The organism is Paenibacillus tengchongensis, from assembly GCF_008973665.1.
In the GTDB taxonomy this organism is placed as follows: Bacteria; Bacillota; Bacilli; order Paenibacillales; family Paenibacillaceae; genus Paenibacillus_AQ; species Paenibacillus_AQ tengchongensis.
Map to the genome: position 1 here is coordinate 55,952 of NZ_WACP01000016.1, position 18,891 is coordinate 74,842.

At 52.2% G+C, this 18,891-nt stretch carries 25 protein-coding genes and 1 riboswitch; of the genes, 18 read left to right on the forward strand and 7 right to left on the reverse strand.

The window, feature by feature from the left end; translation table 11 throughout:
* Positions 1-22: 22 nt before the first annotated feature.
* The 6 genes from F1381_RS23105 (at position 23) to F1381_RS23130 (ending at position 5,791) form a co-directional block, all read left to right on the forward strand.
* Positions 23-1,648, forward strand: a complete 1,626-nt coding sequence (locus F1381_RS23105) for a putative polysaccharide biosynthesis protein (protein WP_151737201.1) — start codon at positions 23-25, stop codon at positions 1,646-1,648.
* A 40-nt stretch (positions 1,649-1,688) separates the two neighbouring features.
* Positions 1,689-2,033 carry a thioredoxin family protein gene (locus F1381_RS23110; RefSeq protein ID WP_151737202.1) on the forward strand — a complete coding sequence of 115 codons (345 nt, stop codon included), beginning with the start codon at positions 1,689-1,691 and terminating at the stop codon, positions 2,031-2,033.
* Between the two features lie 49 nt (positions 2,034-2,082).
* The gene (locus F1381_RS23115) at positions 2,083-2,826 is read left to right on the forward strand and encodes a Cthe_2314 family HEPN domain-containing protein (protein WP_151737203.1); all 744 of its coding nucleotides are present in this window, start codon (positions 2,083-2,085) and stop codon (positions 2,824-2,826) included.
* A gap of 100 nt (positions 2,827-2,926) precedes the next feature.
* Positions 2,927-3,069, forward strand: a riboswitch (SAM riboswitch).
* Between the two features lie 111 nt (positions 3,070-3,180).
* Complete coding sequence (locus F1381_RS23120) at positions 3,181-4,194, forward strand: methionine ABC transporter ATP-binding protein (RefSeq protein WP_151737204.1); 1,014 nt, start codon at positions 3,181-3,183, stop codon at positions 4,192-4,194.
* Positions 4,191-4,859, forward strand: a complete 669-nt coding sequence (locus F1381_RS23125) for a methionine ABC transporter permease (RefSeq protein WP_151737205.1) — start codon at positions 4,191-4,193, stop codon at positions 4,857-4,859. The genes F1381_RS23120 and F1381_RS23125 overlap by 4 nt, the downstream gene beginning before the upstream one ends.
* Before the next feature lie 53 nt (positions 4,860-4,912).
* On the forward strand, positions 4,913-5,791 hold the full coding sequence (locus F1381_RS23130) for a MetQ/NlpA family ABC transporter substrate-binding protein (RefSeq protein ID WP_151737206.1): 879 nt from the start codon (positions 4,913-4,915) through the stop codon (positions 5,789-5,791).
* 273 nt (positions 5,792-6,064) lie between these two features.
* Here the strand turns inward: F1381_RS23130 and F1381_RS23135 are convergent, their stop codons facing one another.
* Entirely contained in the window at positions 6,065-6,313 is a 249-nt protein-coding gene (locus F1381_RS23135; RefSeq protein WP_151737207.1) for a NifU family protein, read from the reverse strand.
* 83 nt (positions 6,314-6,396) lie between these two features.
* Here F1381_RS23135 and F1381_RS23140 point away from each other — a divergent pair, with 83 nt between their 5' ends.
* Positions 6,397-6,651: a YuzB family protein gene (locus F1381_RS23140; protein WP_151737208.1), complete on the forward strand. Its 255-nt coding sequence runs from the start codon at positions 6,397-6,399 to the stop codon at positions 6,649-6,651.
* Between the two features lie 182 nt (positions 6,652-6,833).
* Here the strand turns inward: F1381_RS23140 and F1381_RS23145 are convergent, their stop codons facing one another.
* Complete coding sequence (locus F1381_RS23145; RefSeq protein WP_151737209.1) at positions 6,834-7,895, reverse strand: NAD(P)/FAD-dependent oxidoreductase; 1,062 nt, start codon at positions 7,893-7,895, stop codon at positions 6,834-6,836.
* 48 nt (positions 7,896-7,943) lie between these two features.
* A complete protein-coding gene (mqnE, locus tag F1381_RS23150; protein WP_151737210.1) occupies positions 7,944-9,050 on the reverse strand; it encodes an aminofutalosine synthase MqnE in 1,107 nt (368 codons plus the stop codon).
* A 633-nt stretch (positions 9,051-9,683) separates the two neighbouring features.
* Between mqnE and F1381_RS23155 the strand changes: the two genes are divergently transcribed.
* Both F1381_RS23155 and F1381_RS23160 read left to right on the forward strand, forming a co-directional pair.
* Positions 9,684-10,043 (forward strand): HesB/IscA family protein, encoded by a 360-nt coding sequence (locus F1381_RS23155; protein ID WP_151737211.1) that lies wholly within the window; start codon positions 9,684-9,686, stop codon positions 10,041-10,043.
* A 224-nt stretch (positions 10,044-10,267) separates the two neighbouring features.
* Positions 10,268-11,305, forward strand: a complete 1,038-nt coding sequence (locus F1381_RS23160; protein WP_151737212.1) for a tyrosine-type recombinase/integrase — start codon at positions 10,268-10,270, stop codon at positions 11,303-11,305.
* 135 nt (positions 11,306-11,440) lie between these two features.
* On the opposite strand, the gene F1381_RS23165 is transcribed toward F1381_RS23160, so the two are convergent.
* The 3 genes from F1381_RS23165 to F1381_RS23175 form a co-directional block, all read right to left on the reverse strand.
* Positions 11,441-12,592, reverse strand: coding sequence for a DUF4062 domain-containing protein (locus tag F1381_RS23165; RefSeq protein WP_151737213.1), 1,152 nt, complete (start codon positions 12,590-12,592; stop codon positions 11,441-11,443).
* Between the two features lie 409 nt (positions 12,593-13,001).
* Complete coding sequence (locus F1381_RS23170; protein WP_246188165.1) at positions 13,002-13,196, reverse strand: hypothetical protein; 195 nt, start codon at positions 13,194-13,196, stop codon at positions 13,002-13,004.
* A gap of 74 nt (positions 13,197-13,270) precedes the next feature.
* Positions 13,271-13,669 carry a YhjD family protein gene (locus tag F1381_RS23175; RefSeq protein WP_151737214.1) on the reverse strand — a complete coding sequence of 133 codons (399 nt, stop codon included), beginning with the start codon at positions 13,667-13,669 and terminating at the stop codon, positions 13,271-13,273.
* A gap of 221 nt (positions 13,670-13,890) precedes the next feature.
* Between F1381_RS23175 and F1381_RS23180 the strand changes: the two genes are divergently transcribed.
* Positions 13,891-14,838 carry a tyrosine-type recombinase/integrase gene (locus F1381_RS23180; RefSeq protein ID WP_187355533.1) on the forward strand — a complete coding sequence of 316 codons (948 nt, stop codon included), beginning with the start codon at positions 13,891-13,893 and terminating at the stop codon, positions 14,836-14,838.
* A 359-nt stretch (positions 14,839-15,197) separates the two neighbouring features.
* Here F1381_RS23180 and F1381_RS23185 read toward each other — a convergent pair whose 3' ends face one another.
* The gene (locus F1381_RS23185; protein WP_222850478.1) at positions 15,198-15,407 is read right to left on the reverse strand and encodes a helix-turn-helix domain-containing protein; all 210 of its coding nucleotides are present in this window, start codon (positions 15,405-15,407) and stop codon (positions 15,198-15,200) included.
* 139 nt (positions 15,408-15,546) lie between these two features.
* On the opposite strand from F1381_RS23185, the gene F1381_RS28460 reads away from it, so the two are divergent.
* The 8 genes from F1381_RS28460 (at position 15,547) to F1381_RS23215 (ending at position 18,279) form a co-directional block, all read left to right on the forward strand.
* Entirely contained in the window at positions 15,547-15,711 is a 165-nt protein-coding gene (locus F1381_RS28460; protein WP_187355534.1) for a hypothetical protein, read from the forward strand.
* On the forward strand, positions 15,708-16,199 hold the full coding sequence (locus F1381_RS23190; protein WP_151737216.1) for a hypothetical protein: 492 nt from the start codon (positions 15,708-15,710) through the stop codon (positions 16,197-16,199). The genes F1381_RS28460 and F1381_RS23190 overlap by 4 nt, the downstream gene beginning before the upstream one ends.
* The gene (locus F1381_RS23195; protein ID WP_151737217.1) at positions 16,196-16,519 is read left to right on the forward strand and encodes a hypothetical protein; all 324 of its coding nucleotides are present in this window, start codon (positions 16,196-16,198) and stop codon (positions 16,517-16,519) included. The genes F1381_RS23190 and F1381_RS23195 overlap by 4 nt, the downstream gene beginning before the upstream one ends.
* A 137-nt stretch (positions 16,520-16,656) precedes the next feature.
* Positions 16,657-16,827 (forward strand): hypothetical protein, encoded by a 171-nt coding sequence (locus F1381_RS23200; RefSeq protein ID WP_222850479.1) that lies wholly within the window; start codon positions 16,657-16,659, stop codon positions 16,825-16,827.
* A 13-nt stretch (positions 16,828-16,840) separates the two neighbouring features.
* Positions 16,841-17,008 (forward strand): hypothetical protein, encoded by a 168-nt coding sequence (locus tag F1381_RS28465; protein WP_187355535.1) that lies wholly within the window; start codon positions 16,841-16,843, stop codon positions 17,006-17,008.
* Between the two features lie 113 nt (positions 17,009-17,121).
* Positions 17,122-17,571: a hypothetical protein gene (locus tag F1381_RS23205; protein ID WP_151737219.1), complete on the forward strand. Its 450-nt coding sequence runs from the start codon at positions 17,122-17,124 to the stop codon at positions 17,569-17,571.
* The gene (locus F1381_RS23210; RefSeq protein WP_151737220.1) at positions 17,549-17,869 is read left to right on the forward strand and encodes a hypothetical protein; all 321 of its coding nucleotides are present in this window, start codon (positions 17,549-17,551) and stop codon (positions 17,867-17,869) included. Before F1381_RS23205 ends, F1381_RS23210 begins: the two co-directional genes overlap by 23 nt.
* A 152-nt stretch (positions 17,870-18,021) precedes the next feature.
* Positions 18,022-18,279, forward strand: coding sequence for a hypothetical protein (locus F1381_RS23215; protein ID WP_151737221.1), 258 nt, complete (start codon positions 18,022-18,024; stop codon positions 18,277-18,279).
* Positions 18,280-18,891 lie beyond the last annotated feature (612 nt).

Sequence of the window (18,891 nt, forward strand, 5' to 3'; positions counted from 1 at the left end):
ATCGTGAAGAAGGCGAACTGGTTTGTCCAAGAAAGAATCTTTTGTTAAAGGTACACTGATTCTGGCCGCGGCGGCGCTCGTCGCCCGCGTGCTGGGGTTGGCCCAGAAGGTGCCGCTGGAGCATCTGTTCAATGATGTCGGCAATGCCTCATTTAATATTTCTAACACGGTATATCTGATGCTGCTGCCGCTGGCTACGGCAGGTATCCCCAGTACGCTCAGCAAAATGGTGTCGGAACGTTATGCGTTGAACCGGCCCCATGAAGCGCAGCAGGTGTACCGGGCGGCATTGATTTTCTCCGCCATCGTAGGCGTGCTGATGAGCGCCATTCTATACATAGCGGCGCCTTATTATGCCGAGTCTACCAAGGTGCCGGAGAGTGCGCTGGCCATCCGCGCCATTGCCCCGGCGCTGCTGCTCTTTCCGACCATTGCCATTATGCGCGGCTATTTCCAGGGCCGCAACAATATGATGGCCGGAGGGATCTCGCAGATTATTGAACAGATCGCCCGCGTCTCGACGGGGATTCTGCTGGCGTATATCCTGCTGCGCCAAGGACACGATAACACCTGGATGGCCGCAGGCGCTTCTTTCGGCAGCGTGTTTGGCAGCATCGGCGCATTCGCCGTTATGCTTTACTATACGCTGAAGCTGCGCCGTTCCGAAGAGCAGCAGACACTTTACGACCGGAACCAGGCGAAGCTTCCGCTGCTGGGCATTTATAAAGATATTTTTACGTTATCCATTCCGATTGTTCTCTCCTCTGTAACCGTTCCGGTAGTCAATTTTATTGACAATTCACTGATTGTACCGCTCCTCGACGGGCAGATCGGCCTGGCCGAGGCGACGCGCCAGCTGGGGATTTTTGGGATACGGGCGCAGAGCGTGGCAGGAATCCCGCCGGTGCTCTCCATCGCGCTCAGCACGTCGCTGATCCCGATCATCTCTGCGGCTTTTGCCCGCAAGGACGAGCAGCATCTGCAGCGGCAGGTTACGCTGGCGCTGCGCATCTCGATTCTGACCGGTACGCCGATTGTGCTTGCTTTGGTAGTGGCCGCAAACTCGGTGAACGGCCTGCTCTTCAGCGATCTGGGCGGCAGCGGCATCATCGCTATGCTGACGCTGGGGACCATCTTCCAGATCACGATGATGACCACCAACTCGATTCTGCTCGGCATGGGCAAATCGCGGATTTCCATGTATTATGTGTTCGCGGGAATCCTGGTCAAGCTGGCGGGCAGCTTCCTGCTTAGCCGCGTGTTCGGTATTTACGGGATTATCGGGGCAACGGCGCTCTGCTTCCTCGTCATTACCTATCTCAATTTGCGGATGCTGAAGACCATCGTGCCGTTTGATATCATGGGCAAGCGCTGGGGCGGCTTTGTCGTAGCGGTGCTGGCCGCTGGCGGCATCGGTTACGGCCTGAACGAGGCGGGAACCCTGCTCACGCACATGATGCCGGACAGATTGGCCTTTCTGATCACCTGTCTCATCGTGGGCGGTGCTGTAGTGGTGATTTATCTGGTACTGCTGGTCGTTCTTGGCGTATTCAGCCGCCAGGAAATCGCCGGTTATCCGCGTGCGCTGCAGAAGCTGCTGAACCCGCTGATGAGACTGCAGCCCGCACGCGTCCGTACGGGAGAATAAGGCTTCATACTCTATATATCAGGAAAGGAATGACCATCTCATGAATAAAATCGCTTCCCCCGCTGAGTTCGCTGCGGCAATCGAGTCCTCCCGCCTGACCGTGGCTGTCTTCAAAGCCGACTGGTGCGGGGACTGCAAATTTATCGATCCCTTCATGCCGGAAGTGGAAAGCAGCTATGCAGACCGGCTTACCCTGATCGAGGTCGACGTGGAGCAAGTAGGCGATGTGAGCCAGGAGCAGAACATCCTCGGCATTCCCAGCTTCGTGGCTTATGCGGATGGCCGGGAGCTGGTCCGCTTTGTCAACAAGCTGCGTAAATCGCGTGAAGAAATCGAGAATTTCCTCGACAGGGCGCTGGAGGTTTACGGAGCTCTGCAGAAGTAGCCGCTGAGGATTTCACCGTTTTGGACCCATGAATGGAGGAGGAGCAGGCATGCTGCGGATACTACTGGGGGAGGATCCCCGCGTCAACAGCGGCGTGCTGGCCGAGGCCATGGATCACATGGCCAGGGCTGCATCCATGCTGCGCAAGGAAATGAATGCCCATGAGGATCAGAGCCATGATTTCCGCAAGCTGGAGATTTGGACGAGGGGGCTGATTAGCTCGCTTGACGAGCTGGAGCAAAGCCTGTTTGCGGCCAGACATTTCCGGCGGTCGGTGAAGGCCGGTGCCGTCGATGATATGTCCGTAGAGGAGCAGGGCGAGTATGCGCGTTATGTTTATTTTTATAAAAATGGCTTTATCCGTGTCTTCTCGCTGCTCGACAAGCTGGGGACGGTGCTGAACACGATGTATGGACTGAACACGTCCCAGACCAAAGCCCACTTCTCCTACTTTACGGTGCTTCGCCAGTTCCGTCTGCTGGACGAGCATCTGCCCCTGGCTGATGAGCTGGACCGTATTAAGGATGCTTACCGCGACCCGCTGCAGAATCTGCGTAAACGCCGCAATAGCGAAATTCATTATATGAATGCGGAAATGCAGGACGATCTGTGGCAGCGGCACCAAGGACTGCATGACAAAATCCAACTGGAAGACCTCGACGCTCACCTGGAAGATCTGCAGCAGGGACTCGACATGGTATGCAAATCATTGCTGGCATCTTACCGGTACAGCCTGAAGCATTGGCCGGCCTCCGCGGCGGACCGCAGCAAGGCCAAAACAAACAAACACTAAAGCTTTGCCGCAGTAAAAACTTCCCTTTGACAAAGACCGGGAAACTATCTATACTTAGGCTTGCATTACTTCCATGCGGCGGTAATTAATTTCATATTTATTCTTATCGAGAGCGGCGGAGGGACAGGCCCGATGAAGCCCGGCAACCGATTTGGATACAAGCTGATGCCAGCCTGTACCTGAATGTCATGGTGCTAATTCCTACAATGCCGCATAGGTGATGCGGTCGTTGGCAGATGAGACGGCAATGTTAATATACGCACAGAGCCTCTTGCGATCTGCAATGATCGCGGGAGGCTTTTATTGTTCCAGCTTGTTCATTAGAAGTATGGTGTAAGGGGAGGGACAACCGGGTTGATTGAATTAAAAGGAATTACCAAGGTTTACGGAAAGGGCCGGAAGGCGGCTACGGCGCTGTCCAATCTGGACCTGTCGATCCGCAAAGGGGAAATCTTTGGCGTCATCGGCCATTCCGGTGCGGGCAAAAGTACGCTGATCCGCTGCATTAACCTGCTGGAGCGGCCGACGGACGGAGAAGTGTGGGTGGACGGTGTGGACCTTACCCGGCTTAGCCGTTCCCAGCTGCAGGAGCAGCGCCGCAAGATCGGCATGATCTATCAGCACTTCAATCTGCTGTCGTCCGCTACGGTCTATGACAATATTGCCTTTCCGCTGCGGCTGATGAAGCTGACAAAGGCGCAAATTGAAGACAAGGTGCGGGAGCTCTTAAGCCTGGTCGGGCTGGAAGAACACCGGAACAAATATCCGGCGCAGCTGTCCGGCGGTCAGAAGCAGCGGGTCGGCATTGCCCGCGCCCTGGCGAGCAATCCGCATGTACTGCTCTGCGACGAGGCGACCTCGGCACTGGACCCGCAGACGACGGACTCCATTCTGCGGCTGCTGCTGGATATCAATCGCAAATTGAACCTGACAATCGTGCTGATTACCCATGAAATGCATGTGATTCAAAGCATTTGCGACCGGGTGGCGGTCATTCACGGCGGAGGCATTGTGGAGCAGGGCGAGGTGGCCAAAGTCTTCCTGAAGCCGCAGCATGAAGTCACCAAAGAGTTCATCCGCAGTGAAACCCAGCAGGACAGTCCGCTGCAGGCGGCGCTCGCTTCGGGCGAGCTTGGCAAAGCGGTGAAGATCACGTTCCTCGGCGAGAAGACGTATGAGTCCACGCTTTCCCATGTAGCCCGGGGTACGGGCGTTAACTTCGCCATCCTGCAGGGAACGATTTCAACGATTAAAGATGTGCCTTACGGCCAGCTTGTCGTCCGTTTCGAGGGAGAAGCTGCTGCCGTTGACTCCACGATTGCCGAATTGACTGCACAGGGGCTCGATGTGGAGGTGCTGACCCGATGAGCGGACTTGATTTCAGTGCCATCGACTGGCAGGAAATGCAGGATGCCACGATTGCTACGTTAAAAATGTTACTTTATTCAGGAATATTCACAATTATTCTTGGTTTACCACTCGGAATTGTGTTATATTTAAGTGGCAGATCAAATAACATGTTTATCAGGGTTGTTTACTCGGTATTATCGTTTGTCGTCAACATTTTACGGTCTGTACCGTTCATCATTCTGATGGTGGCGCTGATCCCGGTCAGCAAGGCGATTGTCGGTACAGCCATCGGTGTACTGGGTACGATTCCCGCGCTGGTCATCGGAGCGGCACCGTTCTTCGCCCGGCTGGTGGAAACCTCGCTGCGCGAGGTGGACCGGGGCGTGATTGAAGCGGCGCAAGGAATGGGAGCATCGACACTGCAGATTGTAATGCGTGTCCTTCTGCCCGAGGCCCGTCCAGGCCTGCTTGCCGGAATTACGATTACGCTGGTTACCCTGGTCTCGTATACAGCCATGTCTGGTATGGTCGGCGGCGGCGGATTGGGCGACTTGGCCATCCGTTACGGCTACTACCGTTATGAGAAGGAAGTAATGATCATTTCGGTCATCTTCATGGTGGTGCTGGTGCAGCTGCTGCAGATCGCCGGCGACCGGCTGGTGAAATTTTTTACCCGGAAATAAGGTATTATAGAGCCTTATTCATACAAACATAATGATTAGAGGGGGAGTTACAATTGAAAAAAGTTCTGCTTACGCTGTTTAGCCTGACGCTGGTGATGGTGCTGGCTGCTTGCGGAAACAACAATAATGCCGGCAATGCCACAAACTCTGCGGCCACCAATGCCCCAACCACGGAAGCATCCGCTGAGCCGACGACTGAACCGGCTGCCGATCCGGTCACCCTGGTGGTAGGCGCTTCTCCGGTGCCGCATGCCGAAATCCTCAAAGCGATCGCTCCGCTGCTTGAAGCCCAGGGCATTACGCTTGAAATCAAGGAATTCAGCGATTATGTACAGCCGAACGTACAGCTGGCCGAGAAGCAGCTCGACGCGAACTTCTTCCAGCATCAGCCTTACCTGGACGACCAGAACAAGAACAACGGAACAGACCTGCAGGCAGTAGTCGCTGTTCACGTTGAACCGTTCGGTGCTTACTCCAAGAAGATTAAATCCATCGATGAACTGGCTGACGGTGCAAAGGTTGCCATTCCGAATGATGCCACTAACGGCGGACGCGCGCTGATCCTGCTGGCCAAGAACGGCCTGATCACCCTGAAGGATGATACGAACATCGCTACGACCAAAGCCGACATTACGGAGAATCCGAAGAACCTGGAAATTATCGAGCTGGATGCCGCCATGCTGCCGCGTCAACTGGATGAAGTGGATCTGGCGCTGATCAACACCAACTTCGCGCTGGAAGCAGACCTTGTTCCAACTAAGGATGCGCTGTTTATTGAAGGCGGGGATTCCCCTTACGCCAACATCCTGGTTGCCCGTCCGGACAACAAGGACTCGGATGCCATCCAGAAGCTGGCCGCTGCGCTGACTTCGCCGGAAGCGAAAGCCTTCATCGAAGAGCAATACGAAGGTGCAGTAGTTCCGGCGTTCTAAACCGCCAGGAGCGCATAAATCGAAAAAAGGGTGTTGAAGAGCCGTCCGGTTCTTCAGCGCCCTTTTTATTTGCGTCCGCAGATAACCGCTGCGGGTTGCCTTGGCTCAGGTAAATCACTATACTGAAATAATCCCGGCAAAGTTCATCCCCACAAAGTGAAGCAGATGCTTCCGAAGCTTAATCCGGAACCTTTGCGGGGGCCCGCGAACAGGAGAAATAAAAGAAAAATCCCGGCTCTTCTGGAACCAGAAGGCCGGGATATGTTTAAGAAATTAGAATACTTGAACGACTTCTTCCACGCCTTCCACTTCTTCGAAAAGGGCGCGCTCGATACCGGCCTTCAGCGTGATGGTGGAGCTTGGGCAGCTGCCGCAGGCACCCATCAGTTTCAGCTTAACGATACCGTCTTCTACATCGACGAGTTCTACGTCGCCGCCGTCGCGTTGCAGGAACGGACGAAGTTTATCAAGAACTTCCAGTACTTCATCGTACATGGTTGCGCTTTGTGTATTCTCACTCATTTCTCATTCACTCCTTTCGTACGTTTATTATAGTACAAAAAGCTAAAAAATAAAATGGTTCACACCAATATGGGGAGATCATTATGAGACCAATCATTGAATTTTGTGCCAGCAATCTGGGCTCCGGCACGCTGCAGCTCAAAGAGAAGCTGGAGCAGAACCCGGAATATGATGTCGTAGAATACGGCTGTCTGAATAATTGCGGCGAGTGCTATTTGCGGCCGTTCGCCATGGTGGACGGCGAGATCATTGCCGCCGAGACTCCGGAAGAGCTGGAGGAAGCGATTGCCGCCTATATCAAGGAGCAGGAGGCTTGGGACAGCCTCGAGATCGATTAGACAGCAGAAGGCGCCGCAATGGCTTAACAGCCGTTGCGGCGCCTTCTGTCTGTTTGGGGTCCCCGCAAGTACCTGAGTCAGCTTCAGCGTATTGGCCTCACTTTGTGGGGCTGATGGTCGGGGTCCCCGCAAAGTACCTGAGTCAGCTTCAGCGTATAGACTTCACTTTGTGGGGAATTTTTTTACCCGTAATGCCGCTTAGACATCCACAGCACGCCGCTCTTCAGTAACCGGGGGACACGGCCCATCACTGTCCGCTTGCCCATTAAGCCAAAGCCAGAATTCTTGCCGAGCGAGCCGAGCGTCCCCTTCAGCTTGATGGCATGAAGCCGCGGCGTCTCCCCGCGCCAAAGCGCTTTCAAAATATGCGCCACCTGCTCCCCCTGAGCTTCCGCCGCTTGGGCGCTCGGCGCAAAGGGAAGGCTGGCACAGTCCCCGATAACATAAACTTCGGGATAATCGGGCAGATTGTAATACTGGCCGACGATTAGCCGGCCGCCGCGGTCCTTCGGCAGCTCCAGCTGCTGCACGGCCTTCACCGGCTGAATACCGGCCGTCCATACCGTCACATCGCCGGGAACCGCCTCGTTGCCGTTGAACACTGCATCCGGCTCCACATGGGAAACGGACACATGCCCTACCGTCTGCACATGATGTTCGCTGAACCATTCTTCGACATACCGGGACAGCTTGGCCGGAAACGCGGACAATACGCGTTCTCCCCGGTCGAGAATGGTGATGTTCAGATCAGGGCGGCTTTCCCGCAGCTCGGCGGCGATTTCCACGCCGCTCAGCCCGCCACCGACGATATTGACCGTCCCGTACGGCTTCACGTCGTTCAGCCGGCGGTAGGTTTCCCGCGTGCTGGCCATGCTCTGGATGCTGCATGTGTACAGCTCGGCACCGGGGATGCTGTGGTAGTTGTCCGTGCAGCCGAGGGCAATGGCCAGCATATCATAAGGCACTGGTTCGCCCGAGGTCAGCAGGACCAGCCGGCCCTCCAGGTCAATGGCTCCGACTTCGCCGTAGAGGACGCGGAGCCGGGGATGGGAAGGGAAGGAGATGCGCAGTTCATGTTCCGCCGCCGTCCCGGCGGCCAGTGCGTAATACTCCGTCTTGATGCCCTGGAACGGCATCCGGTCAACTAATACAATTTCCACATCATGGGGGAGATGGCTATCCAGCAATTTCTGAATAAGGGCAAGGCCGCCGTAGCCGCCGCCGAGCACGAGCAATGTTCTCATAAGACCGATCTTCCTTTCCGATTATGGCTTTAGGAACAGGCGAGCTGGCTATTCGTAAACTTTAATCTCGTTATAGAAAGTATCGCGTTCAACCGGTATTTTACCGGCGCCCTTGACCAGCCAGATCAGCTCATCGCGGGTGAGTCCTTCCGGTGTGAGCGCTCCGGCCGCGTGGCTGATCCGCTCCTTGAGGATGGTTCCGTGCACATCGGATGCGCCGAAGCTAAGCGCCACCTGGGTCAGCTGGGGGCCGATATTGATGAAATATGCTTTAATGTGATCGAAGTTATCCAGCATCAGGCGGCTGACCGCTATGGTCTTCAGATCTTCAAAAGCGGAGTTGCGGCGCATAATGCCCGCGTTCTTGTTCTTCGGCTGCATCGACAGCGGAATGAACACCATGAAGCCGCCGGTCTCGTCCTGCAGGTCGCGGATTTGCAGCATATGGCGGACCCGGTCCTCACGCGATTCAATCGAGCCGTACAGCATGGTGGTATGAGTCTTCATCCCGAGCTGGTGGGCGACCCGGTGCACCTCCAAATATTCGGCGACGCCGGCTTTGTCGACATGCATTTTTTTGCGGTAATGGTCGGACAGGATTTCTGCCCCGCCGCCGGTCAGGCTCTGGAGTCCCGCCGCGCGCAGCGCTTCCAGCACTTCGCGGATACTGAGCCCGCTGATCCGGGTGAAGAAGTCAATCTCAGCTGCTGTATACGCCTTCAGCGTCACTTCAGGGAAAGCTTCGTTTAGCGCTCTCAGGGAATCAACATAATATTGAAAGGGCACCTTATCATTATGGCCGCCGACGATATGGAACTCGCGTACGCCCGGATGAATATGCTGCTTCACATAATCGACCATTTCCTGGCCGGAAAGCGTATAGGCGCCTTCTTCCCCGGCATCCTTGCGGAAATTGCAGAATGCGCAGCGGGATTCGCATACATTGGTGAAGTACAAGCTCATATTCTCAATAAAATACACCTTATCGCCGTTCTTGCGCCGGTTCACCTCATCGGCCAGCTGGCCGATGGTCAGCAGATCGTTGCTCTCATATAAATAAACGCCGTCCTCTAGATTTAACCGTTCGCCGCCGCGAACCTTCTCAATAATACTCGCCATTCTGGTATCGGTGTGGGGCGTGATGAGTGTAGACATAGAAATTCCTCCTGGGGGTTAGCGAGGCAATAGCACCCGCGAGAATGTTCCGGCAACAATCGCCGCCGTCAGTATAAAATAATTAGGGCGGCAGGAGCCTCCGTGACAATTTTCCGAATTTTTACCTCTGTCGCATCCTATATTATAACCCTCCCGTCACAGGTGAGCAACCGCCGCCGGAGGGTTAACAGGAAGAGGAAAATTGGCATGACCTCTTGCCGGACGGTGCAGTTATGACTTGAGGGCGGCGGAAGAGTGGAGTATACTTAATGCTATACGGCTTAATTTTATATAGAAGGTAACTTTTATCCTGAAGGGCAGTTGTATGGCACACTGGAGTCGAACGGCTGCCGGTAGCTGCAGCGGAGTGGCTTCGGGGATACAGTTGCAGAAACAGCCATAGCCAATTAGCGGGAAAAACTCCCTCTAGTTCTTATGTTCTTTTCGGTTTATGAATATAGTGGTAATAACTCCTCCTAATTTCACAGAAACGGCTGGATGGTCGCAACTTTGTTAAATTAGAGGCAGGAAACCACTAATCCGCTAAAATTAGCCTAGCGGCTAAATTTAGAGGTATAAAATCCCTTTGTTTTGTTGACAAGGTCCCACCACTTATTTCGAGGAGGTATTCTCATGATTAATATTACCGAAACAGCAGCGGAGCAAATTAAAGAAATGCTGGCGCAGCAGGAAGTTCCCAATATGTTCTTGCGTCTGGGTGTAACGGCGGGCGGCTGCAGCGGCTTCTCGTACGCCATGGGCTTTGACGACAACGAAACCGAGCAGGATGTGTACATGGATGTGCAGGGTGTGAAGGTGGTTGTAACCAAGGACGATATCCGTTACCTGAACGGACTGGAGATCGACTTCGAAGAATCCGGCATGACGGGCGGGTTCACCATCCATAATCCGAATGCAACAGTAACATGTGGATGCGGGTCGTCGTTCCGTACGAAGGAAGAAGCGGGGAATCCAAGCGCGGAGCCTTGCTAAGAGGCGATATATCGCGGTTTTTCCTCCGTTGATCTGAACGGAAGCCGATACGCCAGCTACCCGCTAACGGCCGTTTGGGATTGCGGATTACACGGTGAAATTGAGCGTTAACAACCCCGGATACGGAACGTTAACAACCCTAGAATACGCGTTTCAGGGTTGTGGATTACGGCCTCTACTGCGCTATAGTCACGATGACTATTACGTATTGGAGGTCGTTTTTGTTGGCGCTGAATAAGAAAACGCGTAAGGTTCCGAACGGGGCGCGCACACTACAGGGTAAGCCGGACATATCGCTGGAGCAGGCGATTGTATTCGCGACTGCCGCTAAGAAGGCGGAGGGGCTACGCGGTCGAACGCTGAAAGATTACGAGAAGCATTACGGGTACTTTATGAATTGGCTGCGAGATAAGCACCCGGAAATAGTGAACGTAAGCGATCTGTCGCCGGGAATTATCCGGGATCATGTCTCGTATATGAAATACGATCAGCAGCGCTATGAGGGACACAAGAATATTAACGTGGGAAATCAGCGGATAGGTCTAGCGGACACGACGGTTAATATCCGGCTGCGCACGTTGAAGGCGATTTTTAATCAACTCGAACGCGATGACCTTATCGACGATAATCCGTTAGCTAAAGTGAAGCTGCTGCGTCAAGATGTCGATCTTACGAACTGCTTGACAGACGAAGAGGTAAAGGCGATACTAGCGCAACCGGACCGAAGGGATTTCGTGGGGTTTCGGGATTTTGTGGGCATTATTTTGATGCTGGATTCCGGCCTTCGCATCTCTGAAATGTTGAATTTACGGGTGTCCTATATCGACTTTCAGACGCGCTTCATCGTTTTGCCGGCTGAGATGAACAAGAACAGAAAACCGAGAATGGTTCCTATATCCGGGCACTCTGCAAAACTACTGCTACAGCTTATCGAAGAGAACCGCCAGTTCTTCACGACGGACCGCATATTCATGTCATCGTTCGGAGAGCCGTTGGCCGCGAATAACTATACGAAGCGCCTCAAGTATTACGGAGAAAAGGCGGGCATATCCGGTAAGAAGATGACCGCACACGTCTACCGGCATACTTGGGCACGCGGAATGATTCTTAACGGAGCCGATCCGTTTACTTTGCAGAAAATGGGCGGATGGTCTGATATTCGCACGATGCGGCGCTACATACAGATGGATACGCAAGATGTACGTAAGAGCCACGATGAAAACTCGCCGCTAAGCCGGTTCATAAAGAAACGAAATAATTAAAAGAAATAGGACAAGCAGTTTTATGCAGACAGCTTGTCCTATTTCTTTTCACATAAGAGACATGCACATAGCTGTAGAACACGACTCATACTGCTCTAAACATTTCCAATTGAATCAATCTTTTAATGCGACTAATTAAAAACTAACTGTTAACCCTAGATTATCTTCGAAATACGATATTACATTTTCATCCCAGATTTCAATTTTTAGCTCAACTTCAGAGGTGATTTGTTCAAGCTTCACAGCTCGCATTAGAAATTTATCTGAAATATCTTGCAAGTCACCGTGATCTCCAGGAATGGCGATTACAAAGTGGACCGGAACTCCTTCTGCATGCTTATAACTGTGAATTAAAACACGTATCTCAGACAAGGTTTCATTGAACTCTTCTAGTGTAATTTCTTTTACAATGAGTAATTTTTGATAAAACTGTTTATTTGGAGTAAATATATAGTACGGTGAATAACTTGAGGGTGGGTATTGAAGGTTTATCATAGAAGAATCACTTCCGTCTTCTTCTTCACTTTCTCCATCACTTTCTTCTGAAGTTATTTCCCAGCCAATTCCTCTATAAGAGCTGATAAATGAGGCACCCAGCAACTCTAATACTTTTTCTAGCCTATCTGTTATCTCTGGAGGATCAGTTTGTATTTGACGATCTTTGTGCACTGTTTCTTGGAGTAAATGCTTTAGTTTCTCGTTCTCACTGGTGAGCTTATCGATCTCTTTTTTATAACTCAACATTAATGTAGCGTATTCCTCACTACTTTGAACTGCCTTACCTGATACCCAACCATAGAGGTTTTTATCTTTGGTAAGCTCATTCAGAGTCTGCATTATTGCTATCTGTATGTCCTTAGTATCCTCGAAAAATTGAGATACTTTAGATAGTACATTTGACTTGAAATTTTCATATTTTGAAGCATTTTCGATTTCAATAACTGATTTTCCGGCTTTTTTAACTTTCTTTTGAAGGGAATCAGAGGAAATTACGACTGCAAATCTAGGTTTATTTAATTCTCCAGCCAAGTCGTACTCCCAATGCGTATAGCTTTTTCCGGTAGTTTCCTCAATAGAACCGTACCGGCCTCCTAAAATCAGTAGGTACACATCGGATTCTTCGATCCATTTTGTTATTGTATCCTTTTGAGACTGATCGCCGGAACGAAATAGTTCCATTCCTGCGGGAATATGACCGGACTTAAGAACAGCCTCAACTGCTGCTTGTCTCTCTTCCTGCAGATCAGTAAACGTTGAGGAAATAAAAACCTGTAACTTCTTTGACATATACCCATCCCCTTTTTAGGATATAAGTAATCCTTCACCACTCTATCTTTATTATTGTAGCACAGTTCAGGCCTCCCCCTGCGCACAAGAAGGCGTTCTATGTCGTTTAGTCTCTGAATATACGTGGTCCTGCAATTTTCTCTATGTATAATTTTTTGATATCTCGGTACGTATCTTCTTTGGTATAATGATTACTTCCGATGCGCTCAATCTTCGCAAAAAAGCCGGTAGAGAGTGTCTTTTACGTCGTTCTCAGACATTTTTTCGATAGCTTCCCGTAAATTCTGGCCTGCCATTAGCCCACCTCCCTATGCAGTAATAACGTAAACTTCACGCATATAGTACGCGCCGGCCACCTTCACACTAATCGGCGTATACTTCTCGATCGGCCCGCCATACTCCGCACCTATTAACTCGCGTACTTAAACGTACACATAGCGCGTAGGTGATACTTTCCCCGCACCTTAACCGCTATGTCCGAAATGCCTTCGATAACTCCGCTGCCCACGAGTTCATTACCGACAAATATGACGATCGGCAGGCGCTCCATCTGCGCCGTATACAGTTGAACGTTCGATACCAGCGGCTTCATAAAACGTGTCATAGCGCAGTCCTTTCGTTATATGCTACGTTAATATTCGCCACGATTCGCGCCAGTTCCTTCCGGGGAATTGGCGCTTATTTGTGCTGGTGGACGGAATTGGCCGTCTCTTTAACCACAACGCCAAACTCCGCAATATACTGCGCCATCCGTGCGCGCCTCTCATCACGTAGAACATCGCGGGCCACCGCGTATGTCTCCGGATGACCTGCGCCGCCTTTCCGCGTAAATTCAACGTGAATAAGACCGTTCAGCTCGGCGGTCCGCGTAATCCGTAGGCCCGCGCGGTTCAGCGCTAGGCGGTTCTCGCGTAAATCCTCCGTGATCTTGCGCAGTAAGTACGTGCCGGACGCGACGTACATGCGGTTGAGTACGTTCGGCTTGCGCTCAAGATCGTCGAGGCTGCGTTGGACGGACGCCGTGAGTTGCGGGAATAGTATGTAATCGCGTAATAACGTATTTTCTTCGTCTGACATCGTAGACACCTCCGTTAGTGGGAACGTATGTACGTAATTATACGCTGTATATCCACATTTATTCAAAGGGAATTCTTTCAATGCCAAGAACCCATTGTCTGAATACCCGGCCAGAAAGAATATATAATCAAACTCTGGCCGAATACATACATGGATCAATCTCTTTTTCTATTTATAGATATGTGGTAGCCTTTCGGAGACACAATGGGGAGGTTACACATATGGATTACAAAGAGAAACGGCGTTTAATAATTGAGGCGCGAGAGAAAAAGGAAATGCCAGACATGCACGCGGCCGCCGCCCTGTTTATTAAATCACGGAAACTCAAGAACTTGACTGGGAATACGGTAAATTCGTACAGCCAGGCTTTGAATAAGTTCAGCGATTTTCTAGACGAAAACTGTATCGGGAAAATTGACGATATCATCGTTGAGGACATTCAAGAGTTCATACAGACCAGACTGGACGAGGGTAACAGCGCACCGACGATCAACAAATACATACGCAGCTTGCGGGCCTTGTTCAATTTCCTATGCAGCGCCGGCTATTTGACGAAAAATCCTATGGAGATGATCGATAACCTCGCAGAAGAAAAACGCGTATTGCGAACACTAAGTCGCGATCAAGTGGAAGCGCTAATAAACGTGCCCAACCGTTCGACGCCCGTCGGCTATCGAAATTACGTGTTCATGCTCTTGATTCTCGATACCGGGATACGGTTAGAGGAAACGCTGACATTCGGAGATAACGATATATACTGGCAGGAACGCGTTATTAAAATACTCGGAAAGGGGCGAAAAGAAAGGCTAGTGCCGTTTAGCGATTCACTTGCGGTTCATATGCGCGAATATATGGAACTACGTGGTGAAAGCGAAACGTCTAATTTCTTCTTGAACGTGGATGGCCAGCCGCTCAAAAGGCGCACGATTCAAGAGGACATATCGGACTACAGTAAGATCGCCGGAATTAAAGGGGTCCGCGTGTCATGCCATACTCTGCGCTATACATTCGCCAGGAACTACGTGCTTAACGGTGGAGACGTGGTTAGCCTTATGCGGATTATGGGGCATAAGTCGTTACACATGGCGCAGTTATATACGGAGATGTTTCAGGCGGACATATCGAAACAGCACGATAAATTTTCGCCAGTTAGTTCGATATTCAATTAACGCAAACAGCCGGAAAGCCCACGTTAGGGCCGACCGGCTTTTTCTGCGTTGCGTGCCCAGAGGCACGCATTATCTAGTTGGTGCAAGTCCAACCAAGGGAGGGGCCAAGCCACCCTTGTAGCTAGGATACCTGCGCATGGCGAAATCTGTGTGTAGAAGCGTATCGACGAAAGTACCGGTCCGAGACCGGGCGAGCAACAATCCAGGCCGCAACATCAAGTGAATCCTGCCGCGTATCCGCCTCGCTAGGCCCTTCCGAGGGTTAGCGTAAGGGTACGGGCGTAAGGCGCTAATTTGCCGCCAATTCCACGTAAAAAGACCGGCCATTATTCGGCGCGGTCCTCTTCGTTTATGTATGACTACTTCACGATTTCAAGCAACTCAGAAATGTCGTCTATCTCAAGGGCATCAGCAATTTTTGCGAGGTGCTCTCTATTGATGCTGTTTCGCATATTGTTGGACAGCTCGCTTATAGAAGCCTGGCGCATCTTTGCCATTCCCGCCAACTCGGTTTGTGTGATTCCTCTTTCGCGAAGAACTTCCTCCACTTTAACGCGTACTTTCCGCAACGTATTCACCGTCCTTGAACCCATTATACCCAAAGAAAAACACGTCGTAAATTGATTGTTGACATTATACGAATATACGTATAGTATAAGGGCAACAGGATATACGAATATACGTATAAAATAACAGGAGGTTTCAAAAATGCCCAGCTATATCGTAATCATTCCCGCAACCATAGATACTTCTTCGGCCTTGTCGCCCACCGCCGTCCGTAACCGTCGCGCCAATCTCAAAGCCGCCGTATGGGGCGCGCTCAAACTTGCCGTTGCCCTCGCAGCAATCGCAGTAAAGGAACTCGTATTATGAGCGAAGTTTTCACGATCGGCCAGCGCATTGAGTGGCGCAAGAGCAGCGCGTTTTACGAGAATCCGGGCGAGTGGCGCGAGGGAACTTACGAAGGCGAATCGGAGGGCTGCGTTGCAATCGCGGACAGTAGCGGCTGCGCCGACGAATATTGGGCGCATCGCATTGAGATCCGGCCGGCTGAGGAGAAAGACGGGCGGATCACAGTAGTCAACGAGCTTAACGATCCAATTGACGGTTACGTCCGCGACGAATACCCTGGCGTACTGGTCGACGCCGATCACGCGTTTTATATTGACGCAGAATACAAGACCGTTGTTCTCGGCCGTGTTAGTCGTCGCGGTAGCGAGTACGTATCACAGGGCGGGATTGACGCGGTAGGCTTTCAACTCCCTGTCGACGACGTTGCCATCTTCGACCGGATTGCCGATATGTCCGCCACGGACCTTTTAGCGGCGATGGTCCGGCGCAGTCAGGAGGGCGCAGCATGAAGCCGATAACGCTAATCTTCATTTACGACGCGGACGACGAGCCGCCACAGTCCGAAACGCTGGACGCCTACCTTATCGGAGAAGACCGCGCGATCTTCGTCTCGGACGGACTGCTATGGGCGCATGAGGTCCGGCGCAGCGAAGTCGATCCGGATTATTACACCGCCAGCAACGACGACGCCGGCATTATCCTCGCGGGTAACGTAACTGCCGCTGTGATCCCGGCGCTGATTGAGCGGTGGGCCGGTATGACTGCACTGGACTTTATCGTACGTGACATCGTTGCCGCGCCGCTGCTTGAATTGGGGCTGACGCTATGAAGCCGATCGCCATTATCGACCATTTCGGCGGAACGGACTACCGGATCGTGACCGGATGGCTTGCCGATCGTAACCACGCCGTATACGCGTAGGACGGCCGCTTGTTCCTCGTCCGTGTCGACCACGTACAGGACGCGTTGTACATCGAGGACCGCAGTACCGCCGTCATTACGCTTGCCGAAACCCCAGAGCTGGGGCATCGGGCTGACGAGATCATCACGCGGCTGCAGGGTATGACCGCCTGGGCGTTTCTTACGCAGGTTGCGCTGACCTACCGGGGCCAGCAGTACGATTTCCACATGATATAGCGAGGTGAAACGAATGGACGAATGGAGTAATAACGCCTGCCTCGGCTACATCGTCGCGGCACTGACGCGCAAGGGCTGGACGCACGATCAGATCAAAACGGTTGTCGGCGCTGTCCACACGGAGTTCGACTTTAAAACGGTGGACGAAGCGCGTTGCATATATGAGCAGTCCGATTATTAACCGCCTGATGAGCGCGTTTGCGCCTTGGGCCCGCAGCGGTGCGGGTTGAAACCGGGATTGCCCGGTCGCGGGTTACCGCACTTATATAGACCATCATAGGGAGGGTTTCACGTATGGCCTTGATTGAAATTTCGTTCCACCGTCAGCCGCGTCTCGACCGTCACTTCGTCGTAACGCATGTACTTGAGCAAATCGCGGTGCCGGCCGACTTCTTCTTCGGCATCCTACCGGACGTCGACATGCACGCTAATGACGGGTTTCTGCTCGTAACCCCAGCGCAGTTTGAAGCGTTTGGCTTCGCGGCTCCGGAAGATAGCGTCAAGTATTTCCGCGCATTCTCCGCCGACGCCGCTGATCGCTCGATTTATTTCGTCCACCTTCCACGCACCAAACAGAACCTCGTTATACCCCGCAAGGCCCTCGCTAAAATCGCCGGAATCTCCGGTAATGCGGACGTAGGGATTACCCCGCCACTATCGACCGCGCAGCTTCAAGAAATCGGCTTTTTCATCCCGTCAGCAGTAAAGGAGGCTGCCGCCTATGAGTTTGTACCCGCGTGTTAAAGTCCGGTGGATTCCGGAGGGTGAGGGAACCGGCATGGAGCCGGAGAAATATAGGGGGATTATGGTAACGGACACCGCCGCGCTTTACCGTTTGGAATCGGGCAACGCCGCGCTCGGGATCGTTGAGCCAATCGCAGACGAACCGGGAACCTACCGCGTCGTGGGCGCTGACTTGCCGCTGCTGAATACGATGCCGCTGACGAAGCTTGCGCGCTATCTGGTCGATATGCCGGCGCTGCACCTTTTGATTAAGCTTGTGACGCGTCTTGATTGTCCCGAAGAGTTGCCCATACCATAGGAGGTTGTCACCAATGAAGTATTCGCGTAGACTCGCCCGTAAAGACCGTCGCAGACTGTACATCCGCGAGGTCAACGATACGTGGGCTGAAATTCAATTGCGGCCGCAGGGTGTGCGGCTTGGCTAACTAAATCTAATAAGGGAGTGTATGTATGATTTTGACAATGGATAAAGCAAAAGCTGCCGAGGTAACTATCGGTCTAAAGATGGCCTGCGTATTCTTCATGTCCAGAGCGCTAGAACACAGAAGCACCGGAGAACAGGAACGCGAAGCAAATTGCCTCAATGTCGCGCAATCAACGCAGGAGGCTGTCGCCGTAATAAGTGAATGCTTCGGGGCCGTTTTCGAGAACCCCGAATATGATGGTTCAATTAGACACATGGAACACAAGCTGCAGCTCCACATCTAACGACGGACCGTCTTTGCGCCAACATCGACGGACCACACACGCCGCGCCTGCCGGTTGCAGCCGGAGGATCGCCAGGCGGTACTTCGTGTAACAGCGCAAGTAGCGCCAAATGCTTGCGACTCTTTTGCGGACACTCCCGGCCGGGTGCACACGGTTCAGGCACCGGGGGTTGTCCGTTTCTTTATGGTATGTAATACGAACGTCCATTCGGTCGGTTTCATGATTCAAATATTGTTTTTAGAAATTTTTCCGGCGATGTCCCAAACCGAAGAATTTTTGTCCCTATATACAGTAGGAGGTGCGGGAGCCGGTGCTCATTTCGAAGAATACAGTGAGGACATTTTTTCGGCAATTGTACAGTCCGCAGTCGGCTTACGTCATATCAAGTGTGCAGCCGCTAAATTTCCGGCGACTTACATTGTAGAGGTGTGCGGAATTGATTCGGGCGTCGTCTTTATTTACGAGAGGTGTGCGAAAGACTGCCGGCCGGTTACGTAGCTAGTGAGCGCGGAGATTATTTTCGCCGGACGTGTGCGGGCAGCGCATTAGCTACGTTATACCATATAGAGATGTGCGAAACGTGGACCAGCGGTTCCAATAATATTGTCACAG